This is a genomic window from Stenotrophomonas maltophilia (assembly GCF_001676385.1).
GTDB classification, from domain to species: domain Bacteria; phylum Pseudomonadota; class Gammaproteobacteria; order Xanthomonadales; family Xanthomonadaceae; genus Stenotrophomonas; species Stenotrophomonas maltophilia_J.
Genome location: NZ_LYVJ01000002.1, coordinates 195,213 through 221,467, shown reverse-complemented (window position 1 = coordinate 221,467; position 26,255 = coordinate 195,213). Strand labels below are relative to the sequence as shown.

The window sequence follows — 26,255 nt, the reverse complement described above, 5'->3', positions numbered from 1 at the left end:
GCCTTGCCTATCGGCTAATTGAGACGCTGCGGAAACCCGCCGCAGCGTCTGTTTGGCTTGCTTTTACTCCTCGGAGTTGAGCTTCTTGAGAGTCGTGCTTGCCTTCTGTCCGTCAAAATTCTTGCCGAGGACGCAGCCTGCACCGTGCTGCGACTGCACTTCAGGCACAAACGCAACCCCGTCCCAACCTTCCTCCACAGCCTTTTGAGAGAACCAAGTCCTGACTGCCTTGGAGATCCTCTTTGCTTCTTTTCCGGAATCTTGGTTGTAGAGCTTGAGTACGCGTTCGCTGGTGCAGAGCACCACCGGTTTTGCCTCGGAGCGCTCAGCTGCTTTAGGAAATTTAACGCGGCGCGGTGCAGTTTTGGTTGTTGCCATGGCTTCTTCCAGTGAGAGTGGGTGCGGGTGCGGGTGCGGGTGCGGGTGCGGGTGCTTAGGATTGAGTCCGCGTGGTGGATTCTGGTTCAGTGAATTTGATGAGTCAAATATGGATTGATCAATGTGCTTCGCTTTAGCGTCGTAGCGGCTGCTTGGCAGTCCACGTGGTTTCATGTCTCTCCATACATCAATCGCCGCCAACTCACTCAGCAGGGTGTTCGGTGCACAATCTCATCATTGTGATTGAATGAAGTAGGTGTTGATCGAATGGCGTGCCTGTCCGCAATCCTTGGAGATTTGAGGGTGGTCGCATTCTTGACTTTCCTGGTGGCCAATCCTTGATGCCCATGGGTGGCATCATCCTTGTTGATTCCGGGGCATGTCCCCATGAATCGACCTATCGGCAGAATCTCAATTAACTTTAGTGAAGATGGTCGAGGCACGTAAATTGCTTCAAAGCACGAGGTGTACACGCTGCGGACGATCCGCATCCAAACATGGCCTTGCATCCTGTCCTAAGTTGGCTCTACCGCCACTTACGGACAGTTTGCGCAATGTCATCCGCCATCACCAAACGCATCGTCCTCACGTCAGAACCCCGGGATCGCCCCTATGAGCTCAGAGACGCTCAAGTTCGCGGGCTCATTCTTCGCGTGCAGCCATCAGGGCACAAGGCTTGGATCGTGACCTGGGCGCACGGTAAGCGTCGTACCTTGGGTTCGGTCGAACATCTGACACTTGATCAGGCCCGCGACCAAGCCCGGCAAGCGGTCGCTGAGTACGTTCAGTCCGGATTGCCGGCGCTCGCAAAGTCCAAGCCCAAGAGTTGCACGTGGGACTTACACCATACAGTTCAATCACAATGGCGATTTTGGATATGACGAGAACAAGAGAATCATCAGCATTGATGTCACCTCTGGACTTCGCATCAAATCCTCCGGGGAGATCCAGTCTCCTGCTCTGGGGGGCGGTCACGAGGTGAGCCATGCTGCCCAGCACGATCGGGTCGGATTGTCCGCTTTCCAGGCTTCGCTTGTTGCGCCACAGTCCAACTCGGAGAGCAACGGCGTGATGCAGATCCGAGTCGGCGTATCTTCGGAAGAGGCGCGGGCTACGGGGGGGGAGACCCGAGCCGCGCGTGAGCTGGGGGAACCTGCCCGAAAGAGCTACAGCGACACGAACGGCACGGTTGATGTCTGCTCCCCCACCAGCAATCGGAGTGTTGAATGAACCGCGTTCTGATGCTTGCGTTGGCCTTGTCCAGTGCCTCGTGTCGCGCCGGTGAGGAGCTCCCTGGGCCTTGCCAGGCGGCAAGCAGTCCGGTGGAGTCCATTGCGCCGATCGTTCCCGTCGCGACTGAGATGCAGGTGCGTGGCTCTGTCGTGGCGACCGTCGTCGTTGAAGAGGATGGGCGGGTGACAAATCTCGTCATCACGCGGTCACAGTTTGAAGGGCTGGACCGGGGGAGGGTCGACAATGCTGCTTATGAGCGCGCAGCCCTGGTTGCCGTGGCGAAGTGGCGTTTCCCGCCGGTCCCATCCCGCTGCACCAGGAAGGTCACATTCGACTTCCAGCGTCTGGATTGATTGAGCCCGGTCAGGCCATGGAAGGCGTTGGCAATCCCGCCATGGTGGCGAGGGGCAACGCGAGTGGGGAGAAGATCTGCCTCAATAAGCAAGATCGAAGTAGTAGACCTCCTTTGCTCCATCTGCCATCAACATAGCTGCCGCAGCCATTGGCCTTGTCCCCATCGTGGGTGATGGTGCTGGCGCGATGGCACGAGGAGTAGCGTCGGAAGCAAGGGTTCTTGGCGCCATCGGTGAAGTCAAGAGCACGGAAAGAGCGCTGACCTCACATGGCCGACAATTCCTGATTTCAAGAATTCTCGGCAGGTCGGCGAAATTAAGGATATAAAGCGACTGTCTGATTCATCGCAACTCAGAGCGCAACGGGAACATGCTCAGGCGACTGGGCGAGAGCATGTCGTCGTAACGGGGACGAATATTAAGGTAAGCTCTACGGTGGAGCGGCAGTCGACAATTGTTCGCCGAGATGACCTGGGACCTAAAAGATGACGCCTAAAGAAGAGGTCGAGAGAATACTCGGAGATATGCTGCAGTTCGCCAGAAAGATGATTGTCGAGCATGGGGAGTTTTACCCATTTGGAGTTTACCTTGCCTCCACTGGAGATATAGTGCATACGGGCGTCCAGATGGATGGTGGAGGTGCCGCAGATCGGATGAGGCTGCTTCAGTTAGCGCTGCAGGGGCGGAAGGACTGGGCGGTCGCTTGCGGTATAGCTTCCAATGTATGGTTGCCGCGTAGTGATGATGCTGGTCTCGATGCGGTTAGAGTTTTTTTGGAGCATCGGGATGGATATTGTGCGGAAGTGTTCTGTCCGTATGATCTTTCCAAGAGTGATCCGCTAATAGTTGCGGAAATTTTCGCTCAAGAAGGCGATTCAGTCTTTTTCTCCTGATCGCCCGCTGACGACGAGAGGTGCTGAACTTAGTCGCTAAATGCCTGCTGCCGCCGTTCGATAGGCGAGCCATTGTGGCGTAGGTCGCAGGTTCGACTCCTGTTTCCGGCACCAGCTGTAATGAAAAGCCCCGGCCTTGGTCGGGGCATTTGCATTTGCAGTAATCACAGGTCAACGGCTCTTCCAATGAAGTCATGACCTCATCGGTGCCGCACGATCACCGCATTCCGCGCCAGCCACCACGCGAGCTGCCGGAGATAACCACCCGCTGCTCCAGCCGATGCACCGATCAGCAGGCGTGCAAGCACTCTGGTCCCGCGGCTGGCCCGCTCGCGTACCCATGGCAGCACCGCCACCACCTGCGCACCGAGCAACAGCATCAGTACGTCCAGTCCCAACGCATCCACCAGCGGCAACAACGGCAGCAGATCCGGATTGCAGGCCAGCACTATCACCAGCGTAGCCCCAAGCACGGCCATCAGCCGGCGCCCGGCGGGCAGGGTGGTCCAGCGCAGCAGTCGTTCGATCATGCGCATGACGTTCCTGGGGTCATGAGCGAGAACCCTCGTCAGGCCCAACCGCCCGCACCGGCTGCCGCAGCACGGTCTTCAATCTCGCCGCGTCGGTCTTTCGCGGATCACTCAGGTAGATCTCATGGTGGGGGCCGGCAAAGGTGTAGCCCAGCGAAGGCATCAGCTCGTCGTGCAGACGGGCCAGGGTCGGGCCTTCGTCATCGTAGGCGCCCACATGCAGGGTCTGCAGGCAGAGGCCTTCCTCAAGCACCCGATGGCGAAGGCCAACCGGTGTCTCGCCTAGCTTCTTCGTCGCCTTGGCGATGGCGGTCTCCAGTTGCCCTGGGCTGATCCCATCCGGCGTACGGATCATCACCGTCCACGCCCACTCGTCCTTGCGGCGTGCCACAAAGCTCGCCGGGTCGTCGGCGGTCCAGAGCGCTTCCAGCGGCGGCACTACGTAGTCCCGGCCCTCGGCTTTCAGCGCGAACTTCAGTGCATAGCTCACTGCATACAGCCACTGCACCGACTGCAGGTAAGCCGGGGCGGTATTCGGGTCGCCACGGCCGTCCATCATCAGGTAGGGCAGCGGCGGCACCTCCACCTGGACGAACCGGCCCGCCGGGGGCTGGTACAGCGCCCGGTCGCGCTTCTTGAAGTCGATCTTGTCCATGGCGGTCCTCCTGCCTGGAGCATCCCACGTTCCTGTCTGTCCGCGCACCTGAACCTGTTCAGGCGACCTTGCCGAGCGCGGCGGATCGCTGGCCGATGCCATCGCGCCTGCGCGGTGCGACAACGTGTCGCAGCCAGAAACGGGTCTTTCCTGCGCTCGATCATTGTCAATGCCTTTCTTAAATGCTCGGTGACGGCCTAAAATTGAAAGGCTGACTCGCCCCCACCTCCCCGCCTGCCTCCGGACCGGCGGGACCGGCTTTGGCCGGAGCAGGCAGGACGGGGAACGGCATTCCCTCGCAATTGGATCGACCGATGATTCCGTTGAAAACCCTTGGGCGCTGGTTGCGCCCGGGCCTGTTGCTCGCATTGCTGGTGATGCTCACCGGATGCGATGCCGTGGCCATTCTCAGTCCGAAGGGCCAGATCGGCCACGATGAGAAGACCCTGCTGATCACGGCAACCGTGCTCATGCTGCTGGTCGTCATCCCGGTCATCATCATGACCCTGACGTTCGCGTGGAAGTATCGCGCCTCCAACACCAAGGCCCGTTACGAGCCGAAGTGGTCCCACTCGACGGCGATCGAGGTGGTGGTGTGGTCGATCCCCTGCATGATCGTGCTGGTGCTGGCGGTCCTGACGTGGCGTTCGTCGCATGCGCTTGACCCCTACAAGCCGTTGGAGTCGGACGTCAAGCCGGTCACCATCGAGGCGATCTCGCTGGACTGGAAGTGGCTGTTCATCTATCCGGAAGAGAAGGTGGCGGTCGTCAACGAAATCAAGTTCCCGGTCAACACTCCGTTGAACTTCAAGATCACGTCCGACACGGTGATGAATGCCTTCTTCATCCCGCACCTGGGTAGCATGATCTACTCGATGGCGGCGATGGAGACCAAGCTCCACCTGATTGCCAACGAGACCGGTGAGTTCCCGGGCATGTCCTCGCACTACAGCGGCGCGGGCTTCGCCAAGATGCACTTCACCGCCTACTCGGTTACCGATGCCGAATATCGCCAGTGGCTGGACCAGGTCCGCGCCGGTGAACAGACCCTGGACAAGGCTTCGTTCAAGGCGCTGGGCGAAGCGCGCAACGCCGAGTGGTATCCGGTCACCTACTTTGGCAAGACCGAAGAAGGCCTGTTCGACTGGGTCATCGCCAAGCACATGGGCGACAACCAGCATTACGGCATGAAGCACGCGCATGCCGGTGCCGCCGCTGCCGATGCCGCCACCCATGAAGCGCACGAGGGCCATGCTCCCAGTGACGCGCATGATTCCAAGGAATCGGGTGAAAACCTGGATGCCAACGAACACGAACACGCAGGCCATGCCGGCCACGCGGGTTCGGGAGAATGAACATGTTGGGAAAACTCTCTCTTGAGTCGATCCCCCACGATCCGATCGTGCTGACCACCCTGGTCGGCGCGGTGCTGGGTGGCCTGGGCGTCGTCGCCCTGGTCACCAAGTTCAAGCTGTGGGGCTATCTGTGGAAAGAGTGGTTCACCTCGGTGGACCACAAGAAGATCGGCGTGATGTACCTCATCGTCGCCTTCGTCATGCTGCTGCGCGGTTTCTCCGACGCCATCATGATGCGTACCCAGCAGGCCATCGCCGTTGGTGGCTCCGAGGGCTACCTGCCGCCGCACCACTACGACCAGATCTTCACCGCCCACGGCGTGATCATGATCTTCTTCGTGGCGATGCCGCTGATCACCGGCCTGATGAACCTGGCCGTGCCGCTGCAGATCGGTGCGCGCGACGTCGCGTTCCCGTTCGTCAACTCGCTCAGCTTCTGGCTGTTCGTGGCCGGTGCGGTGCTGATCATGCTGTCGCTGTGGATCGGTGAGTTCGCTGCCACCGGCTGGCTGGCGTTCCCGCCGCTGTCGGGCATCGAATACAGTCCAAGCGTCGGCATGGACTACTACATCTGGGGTCTACAGGTGGCGGGCCTGGGTACCACGCTCAGTGGTATCAACTTCTTCATCACCATCCTCAAGATGCGCACCCCGAGCATGAAGCTGATGCAGATGCCGGTGTTCACCTGGACCGCCCTGGTGACCAACGTGCTGATCGTCGCGGCCTTCCCGGTGCTGACCATCACCCTGGTGCTGCTGACCCTGGACCGTTACCTGGGTACGCACTTCTTCACCAATGACGGCGGCGGCAACGCCATGCTGTACATCAACCTGATCTGGATCTGGGGCCACCCGGAGGTGTACATCCTGGTCCTGCCGGCGTTCGGTGTGTTCTCCGAAGTCATCGCGACCTTCTCGCGCAAGGCGCTGTTCGGTTACAAGGGCATGGTCTACGCCACCGCCTGCATCGGCGTGCTGTCGTTCATCGTGTGGCTGCACCACTTCTTCACCATGGGCTCGGGTGCCAACGTCAATGCCTTCTTCGGCATCACGACGATGATCATTTCGATTCCGACCGGCGTGAAGATCTTCAACTGGCTGTTCACCATGTTCCGCGGTCGCGTGCACTTCACCACCCCGGTGCTGTGGACGATCGGCTTCATGGTCACCTTCGTCATCGGCGGCATGACCGGCGTGATGCTGGCGATCCCGGCCATCGACTTCGTGCTGCACAACAGCCTGTTCCTGATCGCCCACTTCCACAACGTCATCATCGGCGGCGTAGTGTTCGGCATGTTCGCCGGCATTACCTACTGGTGGCCGAAGATGTTCGGCTTCCGCCTCAATGAGTTCTGGGGCAAGTGCGCGTTCTGGTGCTGGTTCATCGGCTTCTATGTGACCTTCATGCCGATGTACGTGCTGGGCTTCATGGGCATGACCCGTCGCCTGCAGAGCACCGTCAACCCGGCTTACGAGCCGCTGCTGCTGGTTGCCGCCTGCGGTGCCTTCATCGTCGGCGCCGGCATCCTGTGCCAGATCATCCAGGTGGCCGTGTCGATCCGCGACCGCAAGAAGACCGTCGACCTGACCGGCGACCCGTGGGATGCCCGTACGCTGGAGTGGGAAACCTCTTCGCCGCCGGCCTTCTACAACTTCGCGACGCTGCCGGACGTCACCGAGCTGGACGATTTCTGGGAGCGCAAGCAGCGTGGTGAAGCCTGGCCGAAGCCGGCCAGGTACACCGACATCCACATGCCGCGCAACACCGGCACGGGCGTTGTCATCGGCGCCTTCAGCCTGGTGTTCGGCTTCGCGATGATCTGGCACATCTGGTGGCTGGCCATCGTCGGCTTCGTCGGCATGATCGCCACGTTCATCTACCGCACCTTCGACCAGGACGTGGACTACTGGGTCCCGGCCGCCGAGGTGGAACGCATCGAGAACGAACACCGCAAGCACCTGGAAGCCCAGGGCCTGGTGAAGTCGGAGCTGAAGGCATGAGCACCAATACCTCGACCCTGAGCCACGGGCACGCCGCGCACGCGGCGGCCCATGGCCATGACGACCACGAGCACCACGACACCGGCGGCAATACCGTCTTCGGTTTCTGGGTGTACCTGATGAGCGACTGCCTCATCTTCGCCTCGCTGTTCGCCACCTACGTGGTGCTGGCCGGCGGTACCGATGGCGGTCCCACCGCGAAGGACCTGTTCGAGCTGCCGTTCGTGGCGTGGGAAACCGCGCTGCTGCTGACCTCGTCGCTGACCTTCGGCCTGGGCATGATTGCCATGCACCGCAGGCAGATGGGCCAGATGTACCTGTGGCTGGCCATCACCTGGCTGTTGGGCTTCGGCTTCATGTGCATGGAAGTGTGGGAGTTCCAGCACCTGATCCACCAGGGCTACGGTCCGGACCGCAGTGCCTTCCTGTCGGCGTTCTTCGCCCTGGTCGGTACCCACGGCCTGCACGTCAGCGCTGGCCTGCTGTGGTTGCTGGTGATGTTCGTGCAGCTGAAGAAGTACGGCCTGACCCCGACCAACAAGACCCGCATGGCGTGCCTGAGCCTGTTCTGGCACTTCCTGGACCTGATCTGGATCGGCGTGTTCTCCGTCGTCTACCTCAATGGAGCGCTGTAATGGCACATGACAACCATGCACACGACCACGGCACCGGCGGCGAAAGCCACGGCAGCGTGAAGTCGTACCTGATCGGCTTCGTGCTGGCGGTGGTGCTGACCGTCATCCCCTTCTGGATGGTGATGTCGGGCGACTTCTCGCGCACCGTCAACGGTGTGGTGATCGCGGTCACCGCGGTGCTGCAGATGCTGGTCCACCTGGTGTTCTTCCTGCACCTGGACCGCTCGTCGGAAAGCCGCTGGAACGTCAACGCTGCGGCCTTCACCGTCGTGGTGATCGGCATCATCGTGGTCGGTACCCTGTGGGTCATGCACAACATGAACGTGCACATGATGCACTGACGTCCGCGCGACGTTGCCACGCAGAAAGGCCGCCCCCGGGCGGCCTTTCTGTTGGCGGGTGGATGGGGGCCGGCCCCGGTAGATCCACGCCCTGCGTGGATGGGGGTCAGAGCCCTTGGATGCGGCAAGGGATCCGACCCCGGAACCGCGGCCTCACCCCACCCGTCGCAGGAACTCTTCGGCCTCCATCGGCCGGCCCAGGTGATAGCCCTGCAGCTGGTCGCAGCCCAGCTCACTGAGGTACTCGCGCTGCGCCTGTGTCTCCACGCCCTCGGCAACTACCTGCAGCTGCAGGGTACGGCCCAGCGCGATGATCGACGACACGATGGCCGTATCCTCGTCGTTGCGTTCCAGGTCGTGCACGAACGCACGGTCGATCTTCAGCTCGGTGGCCGGCATGCGCTTGAGGTACAGCAGGCTGGAATAGCCGGTCCCGAAGTCGTCGATGGCGATGTGCACCCCCATCGCCGCCAGGTCGTTCAGGATCGCCAGGCTCGCGTCCACGTCCTTCATCGCAGTGCTCTCGGTGATTTCCAGAGTGAGCCGCGCCGGCTCGATACCGTGCCGCTCCAACGCGCCGCGCACACCGTCCAGCAGGGCAGGCGAGGCGAACTGCAACGGTGACAGGTTCACCGCCATCGACCATTCGGCATGCCCCGCTTCGTGCCAGGCCCGCAGCTGCGCGCAGGCGCGGTCCAGCACCCAGTCACCGATCGGCAGGATCAGGCCGCTGCGCTCGGCGATGGCGATGAACACATCCGGCGCCAGCAGGCCCAGTTCGGGGTGCTGCCAGCGCAGCAGCGCCTCGGCGCCGCTGGCCGGAGCGCCCGCAGCCGGGAACTTGGGCTGATAGTGCAGCACCAGTTGGTCGCGGGCGATGGCCTTGCGCAGGTCCTGCAGCAGGCGCAGCTGGCGATTGGCGCTGAGCTGCATCGACGGGGTGAAGAAGGTGTAGCCGTTCCGGCCGGTTTCCTTGGTGTGGTACATCGCCGCGTCGGCATGCGCCATCAGTTCGCGCTCATTGCTGGCATCGTCCGGGTACAGCGCGATACCGAGGCTGGCGCTGACCTGCAGTTCGGCCGCGTCCAGGGTGAACGGCTCGCCGGCGGCGGCGATGATGCGTTCGGCCACCAGCATCGCGTCGTCCGGGGTGTCGATGGCCAGCACGATCACGAACTCGTCACCGCCCAGCCGCGCGAAGGTGTCCTGCGGGCGCAGCAGGCCGCCGATGCGCTCTGCCACCGCCACCAGCAGGCGGTCTCCCAACTGGTGGCCATACGCATCGTTGACCGCCTTGAAGCCATCCAGGTCGCAGAACATCACCGCCACCGCGCGGTTACGGCGGCGCGCCTTCTCGATGGCCTGCTCGATGCGATCCTGCAGCAGCATGCGGTTGGGCAGCTGTGTCAGTGGATCGTGCAGCGCGGCCTGGATCAGTTTGTCGTTGGCATGGGCCAGCGAATCGGCCAGCACGCCGGTGCGCAGATGCATCTGGCGGTCGAACAGCGAGGCGACCAGGGCGATGCCCAGCGTCGCCACGGTGGTGATGATCACCAGCACCGCCAGCCAGCGAGCGTCGATACCGCCGTTTCCGACCGCACCGCAGACGCTGCCTGCCGGGAAGCGCGCCGCGGCCATGCCGGTGTAATGCATGCCGACGATGGCCAGGCCCATCACCAGCGAGGCCAGCGCGCGCAGGCGGAGGGTGTTGCGCTGCTCGGTCCGCAGGCGGAATGCGATCCACAGCGCCGCGCCGGCCGCGCCGATGGCCACCATGATCGAAGCCGTCAACCAGCCAGGGTGGTAATCGATGCCCGGCTGCATGCGCATCGCGGCCATCCCGAGGTAATGCATGGCCGCGATGCCGAGCCCCATCAGTACCGCCCCGGCCAGCAACCGCCGCCATGGCAGGCTGGGGCGGGACACCAGCCACAATGCATAGGCCGAAGCGCCGACTGACACCGCCAACGAATACAGGGTGATACCCAGGTCGTAGCCGACCGGTATCGGCAGATCGAAGGCCAGCATGCCGATGAAGTGCATCGACCAGATGCCCAGCCCCATCGCCGCCGCGCCACCGGCCAGCCACCAGCGGGCAACACGGCCTTCGGCCGTGGCCAGGCGGCCGGCCATGTCCAGCGCCGTGTACGAAGCAAGGATGGCCACCAACAGGGAGATGATGACCAGGCTCTGACTGTAGCTGCCAGCCATGTTGAATCCAGTGGGAAAAAGGAGAGGGGGCAAGGCGCACGCCCGCGACCCCTATCGGCGCGGGGCGGTGGGACTTGAGCGGTCGCACCACCTGCGACCCGGCTCGGCTATCCTGCCACGCCTGTTCCCGCTGCTGGAAATCATCCGATGGCAAAAGCCCGCACCGCCTACGTCTGCAATGAATGCGGCGCCGAATTCAGCAAGTGGCAGGGCCAGTGCACCGAGTGCAACGCCTGGAATTCGCTGTCGGAAATCGTGCTGGAGAGCGCGGCGGCAAGCAAGGCGCCAGCCTCGCGCCGGGCCGGCTGGGCCGGCAAGATCGACCCACCGAAGATCACCGCGCTGAAGGACGTGGAGCAGACCGAGCACCGCCGGGTTTCAACCGGCATCGGCGAGTTCGACCGCGTGCTGGGTGGCGGCCTGGTCGAAGGCGCGGTGGTGCTGGTGGGCGGCGACCCGGGCATCGGCAAGTCGACCCTGCTGCTGCAGGCGGTGGCGAAGATGGCGGCCGAACTGCCGGTGCTGTACGTCACCGGCGAGGAATCGCTGGCGCAGGTGGCCGGTCGCGCGCACCGCCTGGAGCTGCCGCTGGATGGGGTCAATGCACTGGCCGAGACCGGGGTCGAGTCGATCCTGCAGCATGCCTCCAAGGCCGGCCCGCGCCTGATCGTGGCCGATTCGGTGCAGACCCTGTGGACCGAGAGCCTGACCGCCGCGCCGGGCTCGGTCAGCCAGGTGCGCGAGAGCGCCGCGCGGCTGGTACGTTTCGCCAAGGAAACCGGCACCGCCGTGTTCCTGGTCGGCCACGTGACCAAGGAAGGCGGCATCGCCGGCCCGCGCGTGCTCGAGCACATGGTCGATGCAGTGCTGTATTTCGAGGGCGAGAGCGGCAGCCGCTTCCGCCTGCTGCGTGCGTTCAAGAACCGCTTTGGGGCCGTCAATGAACTCGGCGTGTTCGCGATGGGCGACAAAGGCCTGAAGGAGGTCTCCAACCCGTCGGCGATCTTCCTGTCCGGTGGCAGCACCCATCAGCCGGGCAGCTGCGTGATGGTCACCCGCGAGGGCACCCGGCCGCTGCTGGTGGAAGTGCAGGCGCTGGTCGACGCGTCGCCGTTGTCAAACCCGCGCCGAGTCGCGGTCGGCCTGGAGCAGAACCGCCTGGCCATGCTGCTGGCGGTGCTGCATCGCCACGGAGGCGTGCTGGTCGGCGATCAGGACGTGTTCGTCAATGTGGTGGGGGGCATCCGCGTGCAGGAGACGGCCGCCGATCTGCCGGTACTGCTGGCGGTGCTGTCCTCGCTGCAGGACCGGCCGCTGGCGGAGAAGACGATTGCCTTCGGCGAGGTCGGCCTGTCCGGCGAGATCCGACCGGTGCCCAATGGCGAGGACCGCCTGCGCGAGGCCGCCACCCACGGGTTCAAGCGCGCCATCGTGCCCAGGGCCAACGCGCCCAAGGGTGGTTCGGTGAAGGGCATGGAAGTGATCGCGGTGGAACGCCTGTCAGAGGCCATCGACGCGGCGTGATGGCCGTACGGCAGAGCCGAGCGCGGGCGCGGCTCTATAAACGTCATATACGGCAACGGTCAGGATGGCTGTGCTAGCTTTTCCGGCTCGACGAAGACGCCCCCTGGCGTCTTTCCGTGCCCAGGAGTAAACGATTACATGCAGGACACCGCGCTCATTGCCCCCAACGCCGAGATCCGTCGCGCCGGGGTCGATCTCAATGGACTGATGACGGTGCTGGGCAAGCACCTGTATTCCACCCCGGTGGTGGCGCTGCGCGAACTGGTGCAGAACGCGCACGACTCGATCATCCGCCGCCGCATCGAACAGCCCGGCGTCGAAGTGCCGTCGCGCATTTCGGTGCAGGTCGATGCCGGTGCCGGCGTGCTGCGCATCACCGATACCGGTGCAGGCCTGACGCGCCAGGAGATCCACGATTACCTGGCCACCGTCGGCGTCGGCTATACCCGTGGCCTGCGCCAGGGCGGTGAGGACGATGAGGGCCTGATCGGCATGTTCGGCCTCGGGTTCCTGTCGGCCTTCGTGCTGGCGCGCCGGGTCAGCGTGCGTACCACCTCGTACCAGACCCCGGATCTGGGCCATCTGTACGTGTCCAGCAACGCCGAGCAGTACACCGTCAGCGAAGTGCCGGCACGTGCGGTCGGCACCGAGGTGGAGCTGGAGCTGCATCCGGATTTCCTGCCGCTGGCCAACGAGGCGCGCCTGCACGAGGTGCTGGGCCGCTACTGTGCGCTGCTGTCCGAGCCGATCTTCATTGGTGCGGCGACCGAGGCGATCAACCCCGAGCCGCCGCCGTGGCGCGGCCAGGGCGATGTCGCCGTGCACCCGGTACAGGCGCGCCGCCAGGCGCTGCAGTTCGCGGCGCGCTTCGAGCACGATTTCGAGCCGATCGTCACCGTGCCGCTGCGTGCCGACGGCAGCAGTGACGCCACCGGCCTGCTGTGGGTGCAGGACGGTGCCACCTACGGCACCAGTGACAACCGCAACCTGTCGGTGTTCGTGCGCGGCATGCTGCTGGACGACGATGCACGCGACCTGCTGCCGCCGTGGGCCGGTTTCATCGGCGGGGTGATCGAATCCTCGCGGTTGACGCCTACCGCCAGCCGCGAAGACCTGCAGCGTGACGATCAATACCGCGCCGTGCAGCATGCATTGCTGGAAGCGCTGGTTGATGGCCTGGCCGAGGTCGCGCGGCAGCAGCCGGAAGCCTGGCGGCGGGTGTTGACGCGCCACAACGAGGCCCTGCTGGGTGCATCGCTGTGCGATGAGCGCCTGTTCGAGCTGCTGATGGAACATGTGCGGGTGCCGACCTCGCAGGGCGACCTGCCGGCCAGCGCGCTGCCGGCGCGCGGCGCCGTGCACGTCATCCTCGACAACGGCGGTGGCTTCGAAGAAATGCTGTTCCGCGCGATGGGGGTCCCGGTCGCGCATGGCCATCGCTATGCGGTGGTGCCGTTCCTGCGGCGCTGGGCCCAGGCCAAGGGCCTGCGCCTGGTCGAGCTCGGCACCGAGCAGGGCAACCGTGCGCTGTTCCGCAGCGATGACAGCCTCGACGAGGCGCAGCTGGCCTGGCTGCGCGAGCAGCTGGGTGACGGCGAGCAACTGCTGCCGGCGCGCTTCAGCCCGGAGGCGTTGCCAGTGGTGGTGGTGCCCGACCGCGAGGCCGAGCTGAAGCAGCGCCTGGAAGACGATGAGAACGACAAGCGCGTATCGATGGCCGCGCTGCGCCTGGCACGCCAGTTCACCGCGCGCATCGAGTCGCGAGCGCCGTCGCGGCTGTACCTCAACCTCGACAACCCGGCGGTGCAGGCGCTGTTGCGTGCCCAGCGCGAGGGTCATCCACAGGCCGAAGCCGCGGCGCGCCTGCTGCGCTCGCTGAAGATCATTGTCTCCGCGCAGGGCCGGCCACTGGCCCGCGCGACCGCCACGCCAGGCCCGGACCTCAACGGTGCTTTCACCGATATCGCCGGTGCCCTGCAGCAGATGCTGCGCTGAGCACCGCTCCCTCTCATCCAGCCTTCGCTAGACAGGAAAACTTATCCCATGGACATCTGGAACTGGGTCGAAAAACTGCAGGGTGACCTGCGCCAGGCAGGCCAGGCGCAGAACGCGCACCTGCTGAATCGCCTCGCCGACGAGGTGAGCGAACTGCAGATTGACCGCGTCGATGCACTGCTGCCTGAAGCGCGCGCGCTGGGCAAGGCGCTGGACAATCCCTGGGTCGACGTCTACGTCGGCCATTGGGCGCTGCGCAATCGTGTCGGCAACCGCGTCGAAGGCGAGAGCGCACTGGGCGAAGCCGTATCGCTGTTCGAGCGTGCGCACCGCGAGGACACCCTGGAGTGCCCGCAGTCGATCTGCGTGACCCAGGACCTGGCTGCCTGCTACGGCAACATCGATGGCCCGGGCTGGGTGCCCGAGCGCATCGAAGTGTGCGACGAAACCCTTGCGCGCATCGATCCGAGCTGGGCCTGTTTCCAGTGCCTGAGCTGCGAGAAGGCCGATGCGCTGCTCGACGATGGCCGTGGCCAGGACGCGCTGGATTACCTGCAGGCGCAGGCTGATGCCGTGGAAGCGTGCGGCAAGGAAGTGTTCGACAGCTTCCCGGAAATGCAGATCAAGATCCTGCTCGCCGTCGGCCGGGCTGAAGAGGCGCTGGCGCTGATCGAGAAACGCGAGGCCGAAGTGGCGGCTTCCGGTGAGTACGAGCCGGCCAACTGCACGGTGCCGCGCCGCCTGTCCAAGGCCTGGGCGCTGGCCCAGCTGGGCCGCGACGAAGAGGCGCTGCAGCAGCTGGTGCCGTGGAGCGAGCTGACCCCGAACTACTGGCGCCTGTGGGCGAATACCGCCGCCGCGCTGTGCCAGCGTGATCCTGCGCGCAATACCTGGGACCTGGGCACGCGCTTCAATACGATCATCGAGCACTTCGCCCGCGTCGGTTCGCATCGCCTGCTGATCGAAGTGGCCGCGCTGAGCCTGGAGCTGGCGCTGCAGCGGGGGGCGCGCTGGGTGGCGCAGCGCCAGCTGGAACTGGCCCGCACGCACCTGGCGCAGCTGCGCCAGGATCGTGGTGCTGCGGCGCTGGTGGCAGGCCTGGCGGCACGCATCGACGCGTTGCCGGATGTCGCGCCGCTGCCGGTGCCGGCGGGTGAGCTGCTGGCCTGGCTGGACGCTCAGGTCGAACAGAACCAGGCCCGCGATCCGGAACGCGAGGCGCAGTGGCTGCTGCAGGCGCATGCACAGCTGCCGGATGACGAGGCGCTGGCCGAGACGGCCGCCTCGGCACTGAACGCCTGCGGCGCACGGGCCGAAGCCCGTGACCTGCTGTGGGACTTCGTGCGCGCGCACGCGCACGAAGACGGTCCCGCAGCCTACACGCTGATGCGCTGGCTGGCCGAGCAGGGCGATGACGAAGGACTGCGCCGGCTGGCAGACATCTATCGCGCCGGGGTGCCGGTGTTCGCGCACTGGTGCGAGGTGCAGCGTGCCCGGCGCGTGTCCGACTGGCCGGCGCTGGAGCAGGCGGCAAAGGCCCTCCTGGAGCTGTCCCCGGGCTCGCATGGTGCGCGCGGCACGCTGGCGCGCATGTACATGGAAACCGGCCGCTTCAGTGAGGCGCAGGCCTGCTATGCGCACCTGGCGGAGGTGCTGGAGGAACCGGGTGCTGCGCATTGGGACCACATGAGCGCCGCCAGTGCGGCGCGCGACTGGGACGCCGTCCGCCGCTCGGCGGCAGCGATCGGCATGGAGCTGTCCAGCCACGAGGGCGTGGTCGAGGAACCATGGGGCTGGGTGATCATCCGCAGCGAAGAGAACGGCGAACCGATGGAGTACTACGCACGCCGCAGCGGACCGGTGACTGCGCGCATCGTCGAGAATGCGCCGTCCAACCGCGCCCAGCAGGTGGGCGACTGGGTGGTGTTCGATGCCGCGCTGGTACACCCGGCGCCTGAGGACGAGGAAGCACGCGAGCATTTCATCCCGACCTATGCGCAGGTGCATGTGCTGGAGCGCGGCGGCTTCGCCCGCAGCTGGATGATCGATGGCGCGCACCCGGGCGAAGAGGCCTGGAACGTCTTCGTCGAGGCGGCCGAAGCACAGGGCTGGAAGGTGTGGTCGCACAGCCGCCCGGACTACACCGTGACCGACCCGGACGTGGAGGAGGGGCGGCTGCCGGGCCTCCTGTTCACTGTGGCCCAGCCGCAGGACCATGCACCGCTGGCGCTGCACCGCTTCCTGCAGCAGGAAACCGCGACGTGGCCGCATCCGCACTGCTGGCTGCGCCTGGCCGAGGCCTGCGACCAGGACCGCCAGCCACACCTGGACGTAATCGAACGTTACGGGCTGTAAGCCCGCGCAACTGTAGAGCCGAGCCTGCGCTCGGCTCACGCGGAAAGCAGCCGAGCATGGGCTCGGCTCTACAACGGACCATCATCACCACCCAGAAATGGGTGCGGACGATCCTGGCGCAGCCGCTGCCTTGACCTTCTGCGGCATCCACGCAGGGTGCGGCCCTGTTGCCGGCCAGCAGCCGGCACTACCGCGGTGGGTGCCGACCGTGGGTCGGCACGGCTTTATCGCGTATGCCCGAATACCAGTTCGATGACGAACTGGCTGCCGAAGAACGCCAGCAGCAGCAATACCATCGCCGTCAGCGTCCAGTGCACCGCTTTCACCCCGCGCCAGCCATAGCGGCGGCGGCCGAACAACAGCACGCCGAACACGATCCACGACAGCACGCTCAGCACGGTCTTGTGCACCAGCTTCTGCGCCAGCAGGTTGTCGACGAACAGCACGCCGGTGACCAGGGTCAGGGTCAGCAGCGCGAAGCCAACGGCGATCACCCGGAACAGCAGCGCTTCCAGGTCGGCCAGCGGCGGCAGTGCACGCAGCCACGGCCGGAACTCGCGGCGGCGCAGGGCGCGTTCCTGCAGCCACAGCATGATCGCCAGCAGCGCGGCGATGCTCAGCGTGGCGTAGGCCAGCAGCGCCAGCCAGGCGTGGCTGGCCAGGCGCCAGCCCAGCACCTTGCTCGGCTCGTGGCCGTAGCCGTGATAGGCCAGCAGCAGCACCGCGGCCAGCGGGAACACCACCACGCCCAACGCCGACATGCGTCCGCGCGCGCCGACCAGCGAGGTCAGCCAGGCCATGCCCAGGCCGACCAGCGACAGCGCAGCGAAGAAGTGCATGTCCGGCCCGCCGCTGGTACGCATTGCCACCATCACGTGGTAGCCGCCATGCAGCAGCATCGCCGGCAGGGCCGGCCACAGCCAGGTGGCCGGCCCGGCGGCTTGATCGCGGCCGAGCGCGCGCACCAGCAGGACACTGGCGGCCAGATAGAGCAGGGCGGCGATGAGAACGATTGTCATCGTTGAAGTTTCGCATACCCCCGCGGCGGTGGCGACGGCTGCGGCGTCGCAGTCCGGGGAGGCGAGCGGACCCGCTATACTGTGTGCCTTATTGTCCCCCGTTTGCAGACAGGTCGTACCGCATGTTCGAGTCCCTGACCCAGCGCCTTTCCGGCACCATCGAGCGCCTGCGCGGCCGCGGCCGCCTGACCGAGGAGAACATCCGCGAGGCGACCCGCGAAGTGCGTATCGCGCTGCTCGAAGCCGACGTCGCGCTGCCGGTGGTGCAGGCCCTGATCGAGCGCATCAAGGTGCGTGCGGTCGGCCAGGAAGTGCTGAAGTCGCTGACCCCGGGCCAGGCGCTGATCAAGGTCGTGCGTGACGAGCTGACCGCGGTGATGGGCGCCGAAGCCAGCGACCTGAACCTCAATGTGCCCGCGCCGGCCATCATCCTGATGGCGGGCCTGCAGGGCGCCGGCAAGACCACCACCGTGGGCAAGCTGGCCAAGCACCTGAAGGAAAAGCGCAAGAAGAAGGTGATGGTGGTCTCGGCCGACGTCTACCGTCCGGCCGCGATCGAGCAGCTGAAGACCCTGGCCGAGCAGGTCGGCGTGCTGTTCTTCCCGTCCAGCGCCGACCAGAAGCCGGAAGCCATCGTCCGCGCCGCCATCGACGACGCGCGCAAGTCCTTCGTCGACGTGCTGCTGGTCGATACCGCCGGCCGCCTGGCCATCGATGAAGCGATGATGGCCGAGATCAAGGCCCTGCACGCCGCGGTGAATCCGGCCGAAACCCTGTTCGTGGTCGACGCCATGACCGGCCAGGACGCGGCCAACACCGCCAAGGCCTTCGGCGATGCGCTGCCGCTGACCGGCGTGGTGCTGACCAAGACCGACGGTGACGCCCGTGGCGGTGCCGCGCTGAGCGTGCGCTACATCACCGGCAAGCCGATCAAGTTCGTCGGCGTCAGCGAGAAGCCGGACGGCCTGGACGTGTTCCACCCGGACCGGATCGCCAGCCGCATCCTCGACATGGGCGACGTGCTGTCGCTGGTCGAGCAGGTCGAGCAGCAGGTCGACAAGGACAAGGCGGCCAAGCTGGCCGAGAAGGTCGCCAAGGGCAAGAAGTTCGACCTGAACGACATGCGTGACCAGCTGGAGCAGATGCAGAACATGGGCGGCATTGGCGGCCTGATGGACAAGCTGCCGGGCCTGGGCAACATCCCCGACCACCTGAAGCAGCAGGTCAGCCAGGGCAGGGAAGTGCCGCGCATGATCGCCATCATCAGCTCGATGACCAAGAAGGAACGGCGCAATCCGAACCTGCTCAACGGCTCGCGCCGCGCGCGCATCGCCAGGGGCTCGGGCGTGACCCCCGCCGACGTCAACAAGCTGATGAAGCAGTACATGCAGATGGAAAAGATGATGAGCAAGATGGCCGGCGGCGGCATGAAGGGCATGTTGCGCAGCATGAAGGGCATGATGGGCGCCATGGGCGGCCGCGGCATGCCGTTCCGTTGATGAAGGCCCCGGTCGCAGTGTGATGTAGCGCCCGAGCCCACGCTCGGGCGGCGGCGCAAGCGCCGCAGCAGGCGGTCGGGCAACGGGCTCGACGCCACCCCCCTGCTGCGCGCACCATGGGGGCCTGTCCGAAACGATGGGCCGTCATGCAGAGTTCCGCTGTAGCTTCCCGCGTCCAGGCGTTCTGCCGGCGCTTTGACGTTTCCGTTCCGATCCTGCTGGCACCGATGGCCGGTGCCTGTCCGGTCTCCTTGTCGGCCGCCCTGGCCAACGCCGGCAGCATGGGGGCGATGGGCGCGGTGCTGTCCTCGTCGGCCGATATAGGCCGCTGGATGGATGATTTCCGCGCGGCCTCCCGCGGCCCGGCGCAGGTGAACCTGTGGCTGCCGGATCCGGCGCCGGCGCGGGATGTCGCCGCCGAGGCCGCCAGCCGCACCTTCCTCGCGCAGTGGGGCCCGGAGGTGCCGGCCAGCGCGGCCGATGCCACGCCCGCCGATTTCGAGGAACAGTTCGCCGCACTCCTGGCGGCACGCCCGGCGGTGGCCTCGACGATCATGGGCGTGCTGCTGCCGCGCCACGTGCAGCAGTTGAAGGATGCCGGCATTGCCTGGATCGCCTGTGCCACCACCTTGTCCGAAGCGCGCGCGGCACAGGACGCCGGTGCCGATGCGGTAGTGGCGCAGGGCGCCGAGGCCGGCGGCCATCGCGGCGCGTTCGATCCGGCGCTGGCCGAGCGCCAGCTGGTCGGCCTGTTCGCCCTGCTGCCGCGCCTGGCCGATCACCTGCAGATCCCGGTGATTGCCGCGGGCGGCATCGCCGATGGCCGTGGCATCGCTGCCGCACTCACGCTGGGGGCCAGCGCCGTGCAGATCGGCACCGCGTTCCTGCGTACGCCGGAAGCGGCGATCGCCTCGGCATGGGCCGATGGGCTGGCCGCCAGCGAGCCGGAAGATGCCTGGCCAACCCGCGCCTTCAGTGGTCGCCTCGGCCGCGGCCTGGCGACCCCCTATGTGCGCGCCGCCGCTGCGGAAGGCGCCCCCGCGCCGCGTCCGTACCCGGTGCAGCGCGGCCTGACGGCGCCGATGCGCAGGCAGGCTGCGCAGGAAAATCGTCTCGCGGCGATGCAGGCCTGGGCCGGGCAGTCGGCGTGGATGGCGCCGGCACAGCCGGCCGCCGACGTGCTGCGCGGCATGTGGGAACAGGCGCAGACACTGCTGCCATGACGCTGAGCTGCAACGGCCGGCCGGCGCAGGTGGAGGACCTGCTGCCGGCACTGGTGAACTACGGCCACTTCACCTCGCTGCAGGTGCGCGGCGGCGCAGTGCAGGGACTGGACCTGCACCTGGCGCGGTTGTCGCAGGCGACGCATGCGCTGTTCGGCAGCGAACTGGACACGGTGCAGGTACGAGGCTGGATGGCACAGGCGCTGCAGCAGGCCGGCCTGGCCGATGCCTCGCTGCGGGTGACGGTGTACTCGCGCCGCTTCGATTTCCGCAACCCGCTGGCGGCGGTGCCGGTGGACGTGCTGGTATCGGTGTCCGCGCCGGTAACGTTGACCGCCTCCAAGCGTGTGCGCAGCGTGGCCTGGCAGCGTGAACTGCCGCAGATCAAGCATGTGGGCACCTTCGGCCTGTTCGCCGAGCGTCGCGCGGCGATGGCGGACGGATTTGACGATGTGCTGTTCGTGACCGCCGATGGCGAAGTGAGTGAAGGCGGCACCTGGAACCTGGCCCTGCACGATGGTGAACGGCTGCTCTGGCCGCAGGCGCCGGCCCTGCGCGGGACCGCCGAAGCGCTGTTGAAGCAGCATTGGCCCGGCCCGCAGCTGACACGGCCGCTGGCGCTGGCGGAGCTGGCCCACGTGAAGGCCGCTTTTGCCTGCAACGCCAGCGGACTGTGGGCGCTGGAAGCCATCGACGGGCACGTGCTGCCCGGCTCGCAGGCGCTGGCTGAACAGGGCAGGGCGGTGCTGGCAGCGGTGCCTTGGGACAGATTGGGGTCAGACCCTTTTGCAGCGCAAAAGGGATCTGACCCCAGGTGAGCCCCGGCGGGGTTGGCTCGGCCGGGCTCTGCCGCTATAATCGTCCGCTTACCTCGCCATCCTGGCGACTGGGCAATAGGAAAAACACCATGGTCAAGATCCGACTGACCCGCGGCGGCGCCAAGAAGCGTCCGTTCTACCACATCATCGTCACCGACGTGCGCAGCGCGCGCGACGGCCGCAACATCGAGCGCGTTGGCTTCTACAACCCGGTCGCCCAGGGCGCCGAGAAGCGCATCGAGCTGGACCTGGCCCGCGTTGACCATTGGGTCAAGAACGGCGCCCAGCCGACCGACAAGGTCCGCAACCTGATCAAGGAAGCGACCAAGTCCCAGGCCGCTGCGGCCTGATCCTGACGGGCCACGCTTCGGCGTGGCCCTCTTGGTTGAAGCAGATGAAAGATATCGAGCGCCGCATCCTGCTGGGCAGGGTAGTCGGCGCTTTTGGTGTGCGCGGCGAGATCAAGCTCGAGTCCTGGACCGAGCCACGCTCCGCCATTTTCCGTTACCAGCCGTGGATCGTGCGCAGCCCGTCCGGCGTGGAAACGACGATTGAAGGCGTGCGTGGCCGCGACAGTGGCAAGCACCTGGTCGCCCGTTTCCCCGGCGTCGAGGATCGCGACGTGGTCGAAGCGATGCGCGGCACCGAGATCTACGTGGCCCGCAGCGCCTTGCCGCCGCCGAAACCCGACGAGTACTACTGGGTGGACCTGGAAGGCCTGGACGTGAAGACCACTGAGGGTGTCGCCCTGGGCCAGGTCTCGCACCTGTTCAGCACCGGCGCCAACGACGTGGTGGTGGTCCGCGGTGACCGCGAGCGGATGATTCCGTTCGTGCAGCCGGACTTCGTCAGATCGGTCGACTTCGAGGCCAACCTGATCGTGGTCGACTGGGACCCCGAGTTCTGAGCAAGCGCATGCGTTTCGACGTCATCACCCTGTTCCCCGAGTTCATCGCCCAGTCCGCTGGGCTGGGCGTGGTCGGGCGTGCGCAGGAGAAGGGCCTGTTCAGCCTGCATGGCTGGAATCCCCGTGATTACGCCGAAGGCAACTACCGCCGGGTGGACGACCGACCGTTCGGTGGTGGCCCGGGCATGGTGATGCTGATCGAGCCGCTGCAGGCCTGCCTGCAGGCGATCCGCGACGCCGATCCGACCCCGGCGCGGGTGATCTACCTGAGCCCGCAGGGCGCGCCGTTGACCCAGGCCAAGGTGCGCGAACTGGCGGCGCTGCCACGCATGGTCCTGCTGTGCGGCCGCTATGAGGGTATCGACGAGCGTTTTCTGGACGCGAACGTCGACGAGGAAATTTCCCTTGGCGACTACGTGCTGTCCGGTGGCGAGCTGGGCGCCGCAGTGATCATCGACGCCGTGGCGCGCCTGCAGGAGGGCGCCCTGAACGATGCTGAATCTGCGGCGCAGGACAGCTTCGAGGGCGATCTTGGCCTGCTCGACTGCCCGCATTACAGCCAGCCGGCCCAGCATCCGCTGGGTGACGTGCCGGAGGTGCTGCGTTCAGGCAACCATGCGGCCATCGCGGCCTGGCGCCGCCAGCAGTCGCTGCTGCGTACCGCCCAGCGGCGTCCCGACCTGCTGGATGAACAGGCGCTGGGCAAGGCCGACCGCAAATTGCTGGAACAGGGCCGCCAGGCCCAGAAACAGAAGGCTGGCCCCTAGCGCAGGGCCTGCCATCTGGGCTATCATGGCCAATTACCGCCAGCCTCGGCCGGCGCGCGCAGTACCCACAACAAACGTGCAGCACAGTCCGGTGACTGCATGAGCCCACGTTGTCGAAACGACACGCCCACCCGAACACAGAATCGGTGCAACCCATGAGCAAGCTGAACAAGTCCATCGTCGCGGAATTCGAATCCGCCCAGATCACCCGCGAACTGCCGAAGTTCAGCCAGGGCGACACCGTTGTCGTCAACGTGAAGGTGAAGGAAGGCAACCGTGAGCGCGTGCAGGCCTACGAAGGCGTTGTGATCGCGACCAAGAACGCCGGCCTGAACTCGTCGTTCACCGTCCGCAAGATCTCGCACGGCTACGGCGTCGAGCGCGTCTTCCAGACCCACAGCGCCATCATCGACTCGGTCGAAGTGAAGCGCCGCGGCAAGGTCCGCGCCGGCAAGCTGTACTACCTGCGTGGCCTGGAAGGCAAGGCTGCCCGCATCAAGGAAGACCTGGCTGCCGCCGCGCAGGCCAAGGCTGCCCGTCTGGCCGAAAAGGCCTGATAAACAACTCCGGTTGTTGCCGCGACGGCCACCTTCGGGTGGCCGTTTGCGTTTCCGGCATTGCATCGGCCACGATCGGGTGATGAATGACGTCAATCCGCACTATCCCGTCGTGATCCAATCGGCGCTGCGCTTTCTTGATGACAAGGGGCTGGCACGCGCGCAGTCGGCCCCCCTGCTGCATCGCCTGCTGTGGCGTCTGCGCATCGCGCTCCCTCCGCCGATCCTGGCCGGATTTGGCACCAATGCGCTGGTCCAGGGCTCGCTGTTCGGGCTGTTCTGGACCAGCCTGATGTGGCTGCTGCTCTGGCAGGGCAGCGAACGCCCGCTCGCGCTGCTGCTGGCGATGGGGCTGCTGGCCGGGGCCCTGTTCGGCATCGTGATGGCAGCGTTGATGCGGTCGCTGCGCCGCCAGCGCAGGCTGCCGGACTGGCGGCAGTTCCGTGCCCGGCAGGAAGGCTGAGCCGATGGCGCACCGCGCCGTGACCCACAGGCACGGGCCGCGCTAGGCTTCAACGTCATCCCGATGGACCTGCCGTGCGATGCCAGCCAAGCGAACCGCACCCCCTGCCGCGCCCAAGCTGCTGTCCGGCGGCAATCCCCAGATCGCCAAGGGCGAGGGCGATGCTCCGGTGCAGGCCTATATCGCTGCGATGCCGGACTGGAAACGGCCGATCGGCACGCGGCTGGATGCGCTGATCGAGCAGGCCGTGCCTGGCGTGCACAAGGCGGTCAGGTGGAACTCGCCGATGTACGCGGCTGCCCCGGGCGAAGGCTGGTTCCTCAGCTTCCATTGCTTCACCCGCTACATCAAGGTGGCGTTCTTCCGCGGTGCTGCACTGGTGCCCATGCCGCCCGAGCCATCCAGAAGCGCCGATACGCGCTACCTGCATATCCAGCAGGACGACGTGCTCGATGAAGCACGATTCCTCGACTGGGTGCGCCAGGCCGCCGCGCTGCCCGGCGAGCGCATGTAAGCCCCCGTTCCGAATTTCCCGCTGACGAGAGCATCCAGATGACCACCCACTCGCCGAACCCTGCCGATGCCGGAACCCCGGCGGCCGAACTGATCGATGCGCGCATCGCCGAACTGGGCGACTGGCGTGGTGAAACACTGGCGCGCGTGCGCGCGTTGATCCATGAAGCGCTGCCCGATGTGCAGGAAAGCTGGAAGTGGCGCGGCACCCCGGTGTGGGAGCACAACGGAATCCTGTGTACCGGCGAAACCTACCGGCAGGCGGTGAAGCTGACCTTCGCCCATGGTGCCGCGTTGGCGGATCCGAAAGGCCTGTTCAACGCCAGCCTGGACGGCAACACGCGGCGCGCGATCGACATCCATGAAGGTGCGATGCCCAATGCCACGGCATTGAAGGCGCTGATGCGCGCAGCGGCGGCGTTCAACGCTGCGAAAAAGAAGAAGCGCTGACCGTCTTCTGTAGAGCCGAGCCCATGCTCGGCTGACAGGCCTGTGCGGACCAACGGTCCGCACCCACCTCACCGTGGCGGTGCCGCATCCGGGTCGGCCACCGGCGAGGGCGGGCAGGCCGGGACTTCCGAAGGCGTGGCCAGTTCCTCAGCATGCGATGACGCGCCGAGCATCCTTGCCCTGCGCCAGCCACCCCAGCGGTAATAGGCCAGTGACAGCAGCATCGACACCAGCGAGCTGACCGGGAAGCTCCACCAGATCGCGTCTGCGCCCCAGTAGGGTTGCAGGAATTCGGCGAACGGCACGCGCACGCCCCACAGCGAGCCGGCCAGGATCAGCAGCGGTGGAATCACCGCACCGGTCGAGCGCACCACGCCGGAAATGACGAAGCTGACGCCGAAGAACAGGAATGAGCCGATCACCACGTGGTTGAGGTGGCGGGCAATCTGCAGCGACTCGCTGCCCTGGGGCAGGAACAAGGCCAACGAGAACTGATCCAGCAGGACCAGGGGCAGGATCAGTGAACCGGTCAGCAGGAAATTGAACAGCACGCCCTTGCGCGCGGTGCCGCGCACGCGGTCCCAGCGCTGTGCGCCGACGTTCTGCGCGGCCATCGATGAACATGCGGCCCCGATCGCCATTGCCGGCATCTGCACGTAGTTCCACAGCTGCAGCGAAGCACCGTAGGCCGCCGCAGTGTCGGTGCCGTACTGGTTGACCATGGTCATCAGCAGGATCACCGACAGGGAGATCAGCACCATCTGCAGGCCCATCGGCACGCCCTTCACCACCAGCGCCCTGAGGATGGCCAGGTCGAGCCTGAACAGGTGCATGTCGGCACGGCCCAGCCACAGCGTGTGCCGCTTGTGGCGCATGTACAGCAGCAGGCCGGCCAGCGACAGGCTCTGCGACACCAGCGTCGCCCAGGCCGAGCCGGCAATGCCCAGGCGCGGCAAGGGGCCGATGCCAAAGATCAGCAGCGGATTCAATGCGATGTCCAGCACCACTGAAACCAGCAGGAAGCGGAACGGCGTGCGCGAATCGCCGGCGCCGCGCAGGGCTGCACTGAGGAACGCGAACGCATACAGCGTTGGCATGGCCAGGAAGATGATGCGCAGGTAGGCCTCGGCCAGCGGCAGCGACGCGGCCGGTGTGCCCATCGCTGCCAGCAGCGGGTGGGCCATGAACCAGCCGGCGATGGCGATGATCACGGAAAGTCCGATGAAGAAGGTGGCGCTGGTGCCAACCACGCGCCGCGCCTGGGCGATGTCGCGCGCGCCGATGGCCTGGCCGATCAGGATGGTCGAGGCCATGCCGAAGCCGAACACCGAGCCGATCAGGAAGAACATGATGTTGTTGGCGTTCGCGGTCGCGGTCAGTGCCGCCTCGCCGAGGAAGCGCCCTACCCACACCGCGTTCACCGAACCATTCAGCGACTGCGCGATGTTGCCCGCCAGGATCGGCAGGGAGAACAGCAGGAGATTGCGCCCGATCGGGCCGGAGGTCAGGTCAAGCGGCGCTTTGGCCATCGAGTGGTGATCCATTCCCGGGAGGCGCACACTAGCATCAAGCCGGTTTGCA

The 26,255-nt window shown here is 65.7% G+C and carries 27 protein-coding genes; 21 read left to right on the top strand and 6 right to left on the bottom strand.

Translation table 11 applies throughout. From position 1 onward, the window contains the following. Positions 1-63: 63 nt before the first annotated feature. Positions 64-552 (bottom strand): hypothetical protein, encoded by a 489-nt coding sequence (locus tag A9K58_RS19385; RefSeq protein WP_155760417.1) that lies wholly within the window; start codon positions 550-552, stop codon positions 64-66. A 323-nt stretch (positions 553-875) separates the two neighbouring features. Between A9K58_RS19385 and A9K58_RS20160 the strand changes: the two genes are divergently transcribed. The 4 genes from A9K58_RS20160 (at position 876) to A9K58_RS19380 (ending at position 2,857) form a co-directional block, all read left to right on the top strand. Beyond that, positions 876-1,259: an Arm DNA-binding domain-containing protein gene (locus A9K58_RS20160; RefSeq protein ID WP_081283961.1), complete on the top strand. Its 384-nt coding sequence runs from the start codon at positions 876-878 to the stop codon at positions 1,257-1,259. Between the two features lie 345 nt (positions 1,260-1,604). Further along, positions 1,605-1,964 carry a TonB family protein gene (locus tag A9K58_RS03315; protein WP_081283960.1) on the top strand — a complete coding sequence of 120 codons (360 nt, stop codon included), beginning with the start codon at positions 1,605-1,607 and terminating at the stop codon, positions 1,962-1,964. 279 nt (positions 1,965-2,243) lie between these two features. Continuing rightward, positions 2,244-2,453 (top strand): putative toxin, encoded by a 210-nt coding sequence (locus A9K58_RS20155; RefSeq protein WP_081283967.1) that lies wholly within the window; start codon positions 2,244-2,246, stop codon positions 2,451-2,453. Further along, positions 2,450-2,857 carry a hypothetical protein gene (locus A9K58_RS19380; protein ID WP_155760416.1) on the top strand — a complete coding sequence of 136 codons (408 nt, stop codon included), beginning with the start codon at positions 2,450-2,452 and terminating at the stop codon, positions 2,855-2,857. The genes A9K58_RS20155 and A9K58_RS19380 overlap by 4 nt, the downstream gene beginning before the upstream one ends. 200 nt (positions 2,858-3,057) lie before the next feature. On the opposite strand, the gene A9K58_RS03310 is transcribed toward A9K58_RS19380, so the two are convergent. Continuing rightward, positions 3,058-3,393, bottom strand: coding sequence for a hypothetical protein (locus tag A9K58_RS03310; protein ID WP_065197978.1), 336 nt, complete (start codon positions 3,391-3,393; stop codon positions 3,058-3,060). 13 nt (positions 3,394-3,406) lie between these two features. Continuing rightward, a complete protein-coding gene (locus tag A9K58_RS03305; protein WP_065197977.1) occupies positions 3,407-4,042 on the bottom strand; it encodes a GyrI-like domain-containing protein in 636 nt (211 codons plus the stop codon). A 314-nt stretch (positions 4,043-4,356) separates the two neighbouring features. Here A9K58_RS03305 and cyoA point away from each other — a divergent pair, with 314 nt between their 5' ends. From cyoA to cyoD, 4 genes are read left to right on the top strand one after another with little or no spacing between them, the layout of a single operon-like run. Then, a complete protein-coding gene (gene cyoA / locus A9K58_RS03300; protein WP_065197976.1) occupies positions 4,357-5,397 on the top strand; it encodes a ubiquinol oxidase subunit II in 1,041 nt (346 codons plus the stop codon). Positions 5,398-5,399: 2 nt separating this feature from the next. After that, positions 5,400-7,397 (top strand): cytochrome o ubiquinol oxidase subunit I, encoded by a 1,998-nt coding sequence (gene cyoB, locus A9K58_RS03295; RefSeq protein ID WP_065197975.1) that lies wholly within the window; start codon positions 5,400-5,402, stop codon positions 7,395-7,397. After that, complete coding sequence (cyoC, locus tag A9K58_RS03290; protein WP_065197974.1) at positions 7,394-8,032, top strand: cytochrome o ubiquinol oxidase subunit III; 639 nt, start codon at positions 7,394-7,396, stop codon at positions 8,030-8,032. Before cyoB ends, cyoC begins: the two co-directional genes overlap by 4 nt. Then, positions 8,032-8,373, top strand: a complete 342-nt coding sequence (gene cyoD, locus A9K58_RS03285) for a cytochrome o ubiquinol oxidase subunit IV (RefSeq protein WP_065197973.1) — start codon at positions 8,032-8,034, stop codon at positions 8,371-8,373. The genes cyoC and cyoD overlap by 1 nt, the downstream gene beginning before the upstream one ends. Positions 8,374-8,526: 153 nt before the next feature. On the opposite strand, the gene A9K58_RS03280 is transcribed toward cyoD, so the two are convergent. Beyond that, entirely contained in the window at positions 8,527-10,584 is a 2,058-nt protein-coding gene (locus A9K58_RS03280; protein WP_065197972.1) for a putative bifunctional diguanylate cyclase/phosphodiesterase, read from the bottom strand. A gap of 147 nt (positions 10,585-10,731) precedes the next feature. Between A9K58_RS03280 and radA the strand changes: the two genes are divergently transcribed. From radA to A9K58_RS03265, 3 genes are all read left to right on the top strand, one after another. Then, the gene (radA, locus tag A9K58_RS03275) at positions 10,732-12,108 is read left to right on the top strand and encodes a DNA repair protein RadA (RefSeq protein ID WP_065197971.1); all 1,377 of its coding nucleotides are present in this window, start codon (positions 10,732-10,734) and stop codon (positions 12,106-12,108) included. A 138-nt stretch (positions 12,109-12,246) separates the two neighbouring features. Further along, entirely contained in the window at positions 12,247-14,103 is a 1,857-nt protein-coding gene (locus A9K58_RS03270; RefSeq protein ID WP_065197970.1) for an ATP-binding protein, read from the top strand. A gap of 48 nt (positions 14,104-14,151) precedes the next feature. Then, positions 14,152-16,458 carry a tetratricopeptide repeat protein gene (locus tag A9K58_RS03265; protein ID WP_065197969.1) on the top strand — a complete coding sequence of 769 codons (2,307 nt, stop codon included), beginning with the start codon at positions 14,152-14,154 and terminating at the stop codon, positions 16,456-16,458. Between the two features lie 224 nt (positions 16,459-16,682). Here A9K58_RS03265 and A9K58_RS03260 read toward each other — a convergent pair whose 3' ends face one another. Then, positions 16,683-17,477: a cytochrome C assembly family protein gene (locus A9K58_RS03260; RefSeq protein ID WP_065197968.1), complete on the bottom strand. Its 795-nt coding sequence runs from the start codon at positions 17,475-17,477 to the stop codon at positions 16,683-16,685. Between the two features lie 122 nt (positions 17,478-17,599). Between A9K58_RS03260 and ffh the strand changes: the two genes are divergently transcribed. From ffh to A9K58_RS03210, 10 genes are all read left to right on the top strand, one after another. Beyond that, positions 17,600-18,976: a signal recognition particle protein gene (gene ffh / locus A9K58_RS03255; RefSeq protein WP_065197967.1), complete on the top strand. Its 1,377-nt coding sequence runs from the start codon at positions 17,600-17,602 to the stop codon at positions 18,974-18,976. 146 nt (positions 18,977-19,122) lie between these two features. Next, the gene (locus tag A9K58_RS03250; protein WP_065197966.1) at positions 19,123-20,199 is read left to right on the top strand and encodes an NAD(P)H-dependent flavin oxidoreductase; all 1,077 of its coding nucleotides are present in this window, start codon (positions 19,123-19,125) and stop codon (positions 20,197-20,199) included. After that, on the top strand, positions 20,196-21,017 hold the full coding sequence (locus A9K58_RS03245; protein WP_065197965.1) for an aminotransferase class IV family protein: 822 nt from the start codon (positions 20,196-20,198) through the stop codon (positions 21,015-21,017). Before A9K58_RS03250 ends, A9K58_RS03245 begins: the two co-directional genes overlap by 4 nt. 89 nt (positions 21,018-21,106) lie before the next feature. Further along, positions 21,107-21,367, top strand: a complete 261-nt coding sequence (rpsP, locus tag A9K58_RS03240; RefSeq protein WP_005415733.1) for a 30S ribosomal protein S16 — start codon at positions 21,107-21,109, stop codon at positions 21,365-21,367. Positions 21,368-21,411: 44 nt separating this feature from the next. Next, entirely contained in the window at positions 21,412-21,924 is a 513-nt protein-coding gene (gene rimM, locus A9K58_RS03235) for a ribosome maturation factor RimM (protein WP_065197964.1), read from the top strand. An 8-nt stretch (positions 21,925-21,932) separates the two neighbouring features. Then, on the top strand, positions 21,933-22,691 hold the full coding sequence (gene trmD / locus A9K58_RS03230; protein ID WP_065197963.1) for a tRNA (guanosine(37)-N1)-methyltransferase TrmD: 759 nt from the start codon (positions 21,933-21,935) through the stop codon (positions 22,689-22,691). A 155-nt stretch (positions 22,692-22,846) separates the two neighbouring features. Next, positions 22,847-23,248: a 50S ribosomal protein L19 gene (gene rplS / locus A9K58_RS03225; RefSeq protein WP_065197962.1), complete on the top strand. Its 402-nt coding sequence runs from the start codon at positions 22,847-22,849 to the stop codon at positions 23,246-23,248. Between the two features lie 82 nt (positions 23,249-23,330). Then, the gene (locus A9K58_RS03220) at positions 23,331-23,711 is read left to right on the top strand and encodes a DUF6404 family protein (protein ID WP_065197961.1); all 381 of its coding nucleotides are present in this window, start codon (positions 23,331-23,333) and stop codon (positions 23,709-23,711) included. Between the two features lie 79 nt (positions 23,712-23,790). Beyond that, complete coding sequence (locus A9K58_RS03215) at positions 23,791-24,225, top strand: DUF1801 domain-containing protein (RefSeq protein ID WP_065197960.1); 435 nt, start codon at positions 23,791-23,793, stop codon at positions 24,223-24,225. Positions 24,226-24,263: 38 nt separating this feature from the next. Further along, positions 24,264-24,674 (top strand): DUF1801 domain-containing protein, encoded by a 411-nt coding sequence (locus A9K58_RS03210; protein WP_065197959.1) that lies wholly within the window; start codon positions 24,264-24,266, stop codon positions 24,672-24,674. Between the two features lie 68 nt (positions 24,675-24,742). On the opposite strand, the gene A9K58_RS03205 is transcribed toward A9K58_RS03210, so the two are convergent. Continuing rightward, complete coding sequence (locus A9K58_RS03205) at positions 24,743-26,203, bottom strand: MATE family efflux transporter (protein WP_065197958.1); 1,461 nt, start codon at positions 26,201-26,203, stop codon at positions 24,743-24,745. Positions 26,204-26,255 lie beyond the last annotated feature (52 nt).

Bases quoted from the DNA above. Each gene is read 5' to 3' on its own strand.
- A9K58_RS19385 (WP_155760417.1), bottom strand. From the start codon at position 552: ATGAAACCACGTGGACTGCCAAGCAGCCGCTACGACGCTAAAGCGAAG.
- A9K58_RS20160 (WP_081283961.1), top strand. From the start codon at position 876: ATGGCCTTGCATCCTGTCCTAAGTTGGCTCTACCGCCACTTACGGACA.
- A9K58_RS03315 (WP_081283960.1), top strand. From the start codon at position 1,605: ATGAACCGCGTTCTGATGCTTGCGTTGGCCTTGTCCAGTGCCTCGTGT.
- A9K58_RS19380 (WP_155760416.1), top strand. From the start codon at position 2,450: ATGACGCCTAAAGAAGAGGTCGAGAGAATACTCGGAGATATGCTGCAG.
- A9K58_RS03310 (WP_065197978.1), bottom strand. From the start codon at position 3,393: ATGCGCATGATCGAACGACTGCTGCGCTGGACCACCCTGCCCGCCGGG.
- A9K58_RS03305 (WP_065197977.1), bottom strand. From the start codon at position 4,042: ATGGACAAGATCGACTTCAAGAAGCGCGACCGGGCGCTGTACCAGCCC.
- cyoA (WP_065197976.1), top strand. From the start codon at position 4,357: ATGATTCCGTTGAAAACCCTTGGGCGCTGGTTGCGCCCGGGCCTGTTG.
- cyoB (WP_065197975.1), top strand. From the start codon at position 5,400: ATGTTGGGAAAACTCTCTCTTGAGTCGATCCCCCACGATCCGATCGTG.
- cyoC (WP_065197974.1), top strand. From the start codon at position 7,394: ATGAGCACCAATACCTCGACCCTGAGCCACGGGCACGCCGCGCACGCG.
- cyoD (WP_065197973.1), top strand. From the start codon at position 8,032: ATGGCACATGACAACCATGCACACGACCACGGCACCGGCGGCGAAAGC.
- A9K58_RS03280 (WP_065197972.1), bottom strand. From the start codon at position 10,584: ATGGCTGGCAGCTACAGTCAGAGCCTGGTCATCATCTCCCTGTTGGTG.
- radA (WP_065197971.1), top strand. From the start codon at position 10,732: ATGGCAAAAGCCCGCACCGCCTACGTCTGCAATGAATGCGGCGCCGAA.
- A9K58_RS03270 (WP_065197970.1), top strand. From the start codon at position 12,247: ATGCAGGACACCGCGCTCATTGCCCCCAACGCCGAGATCCGTCGCGCC.
- A9K58_RS03265 (WP_065197969.1), top strand. From the start codon at position 14,152: ATGGACATCTGGAACTGGGTCGAAAAACTGCAGGGTGACCTGCGCCAG.
- A9K58_RS03260 (WP_065197968.1), bottom strand. From the start codon at position 17,477: ATGACAATCGTTCTCATCGCCGCCCTGCTCTATCTGGCCGCCAGTGTC.
- ffh (WP_065197967.1), top strand. From the start codon at position 17,600: ATGTTCGAGTCCCTGACCCAGCGCCTTTCCGGCACCATCGAGCGCCTG.
- A9K58_RS03250 (WP_065197966.1), top strand. From the start codon at position 19,123: ATGCAGAGTTCCGCTGTAGCTTCCCGCGTCCAGGCGTTCTGCCGGCGC.
- A9K58_RS03245 (WP_065197965.1), top strand. From the start codon at position 20,196: ATGACGCTGAGCTGCAACGGCCGGCCGGCGCAGGTGGAGGACCTGCTG.
- rpsP (WP_005415733.1), top strand. From the start codon at position 21,107: ATGGTCAAGATCCGACTGACCCGCGGCGGCGCCAAGAAGCGTCCGTTC.
- rimM (WP_065197964.1), top strand. From the start codon at position 21,412: ATGAAAGATATCGAGCGCCGCATCCTGCTGGGCAGGGTAGTCGGCGCT.
- trmD (WP_065197963.1), top strand. From the start codon at position 21,933: ATGCGTTTCGACGTCATCACCCTGTTCCCCGAGTTCATCGCCCAGTCC.
- rplS (WP_065197962.1), top strand. From the start codon at position 22,847: ATGAGCAAGCTGAACAAGTCCATCGTCGCGGAATTCGAATCCGCCCAG.
- A9K58_RS03220 (WP_065197961.1), top strand. From the start codon at position 23,331: ATGAATGACGTCAATCCGCACTATCCCGTCGTGATCCAATCGGCGCTG.
- A9K58_RS03215 (WP_065197960.1), top strand. From the start codon at position 23,791: ATGCCAGCCAAGCGAACCGCACCCCCTGCCGCGCCCAAGCTGCTGTCC.
- A9K58_RS03210 (WP_065197959.1), top strand. From the start codon at position 24,264: ATGACCACCCACTCGCCGAACCCTGCCGATGCCGGAACCCCGGCGGCC.
- A9K58_RS03205 (WP_065197958.1), bottom strand. From the start codon at position 26,203: ATGGCCAAAGCGCCGCTTGACCTGACCTCCGGCCCGATCGGGCGCAAT.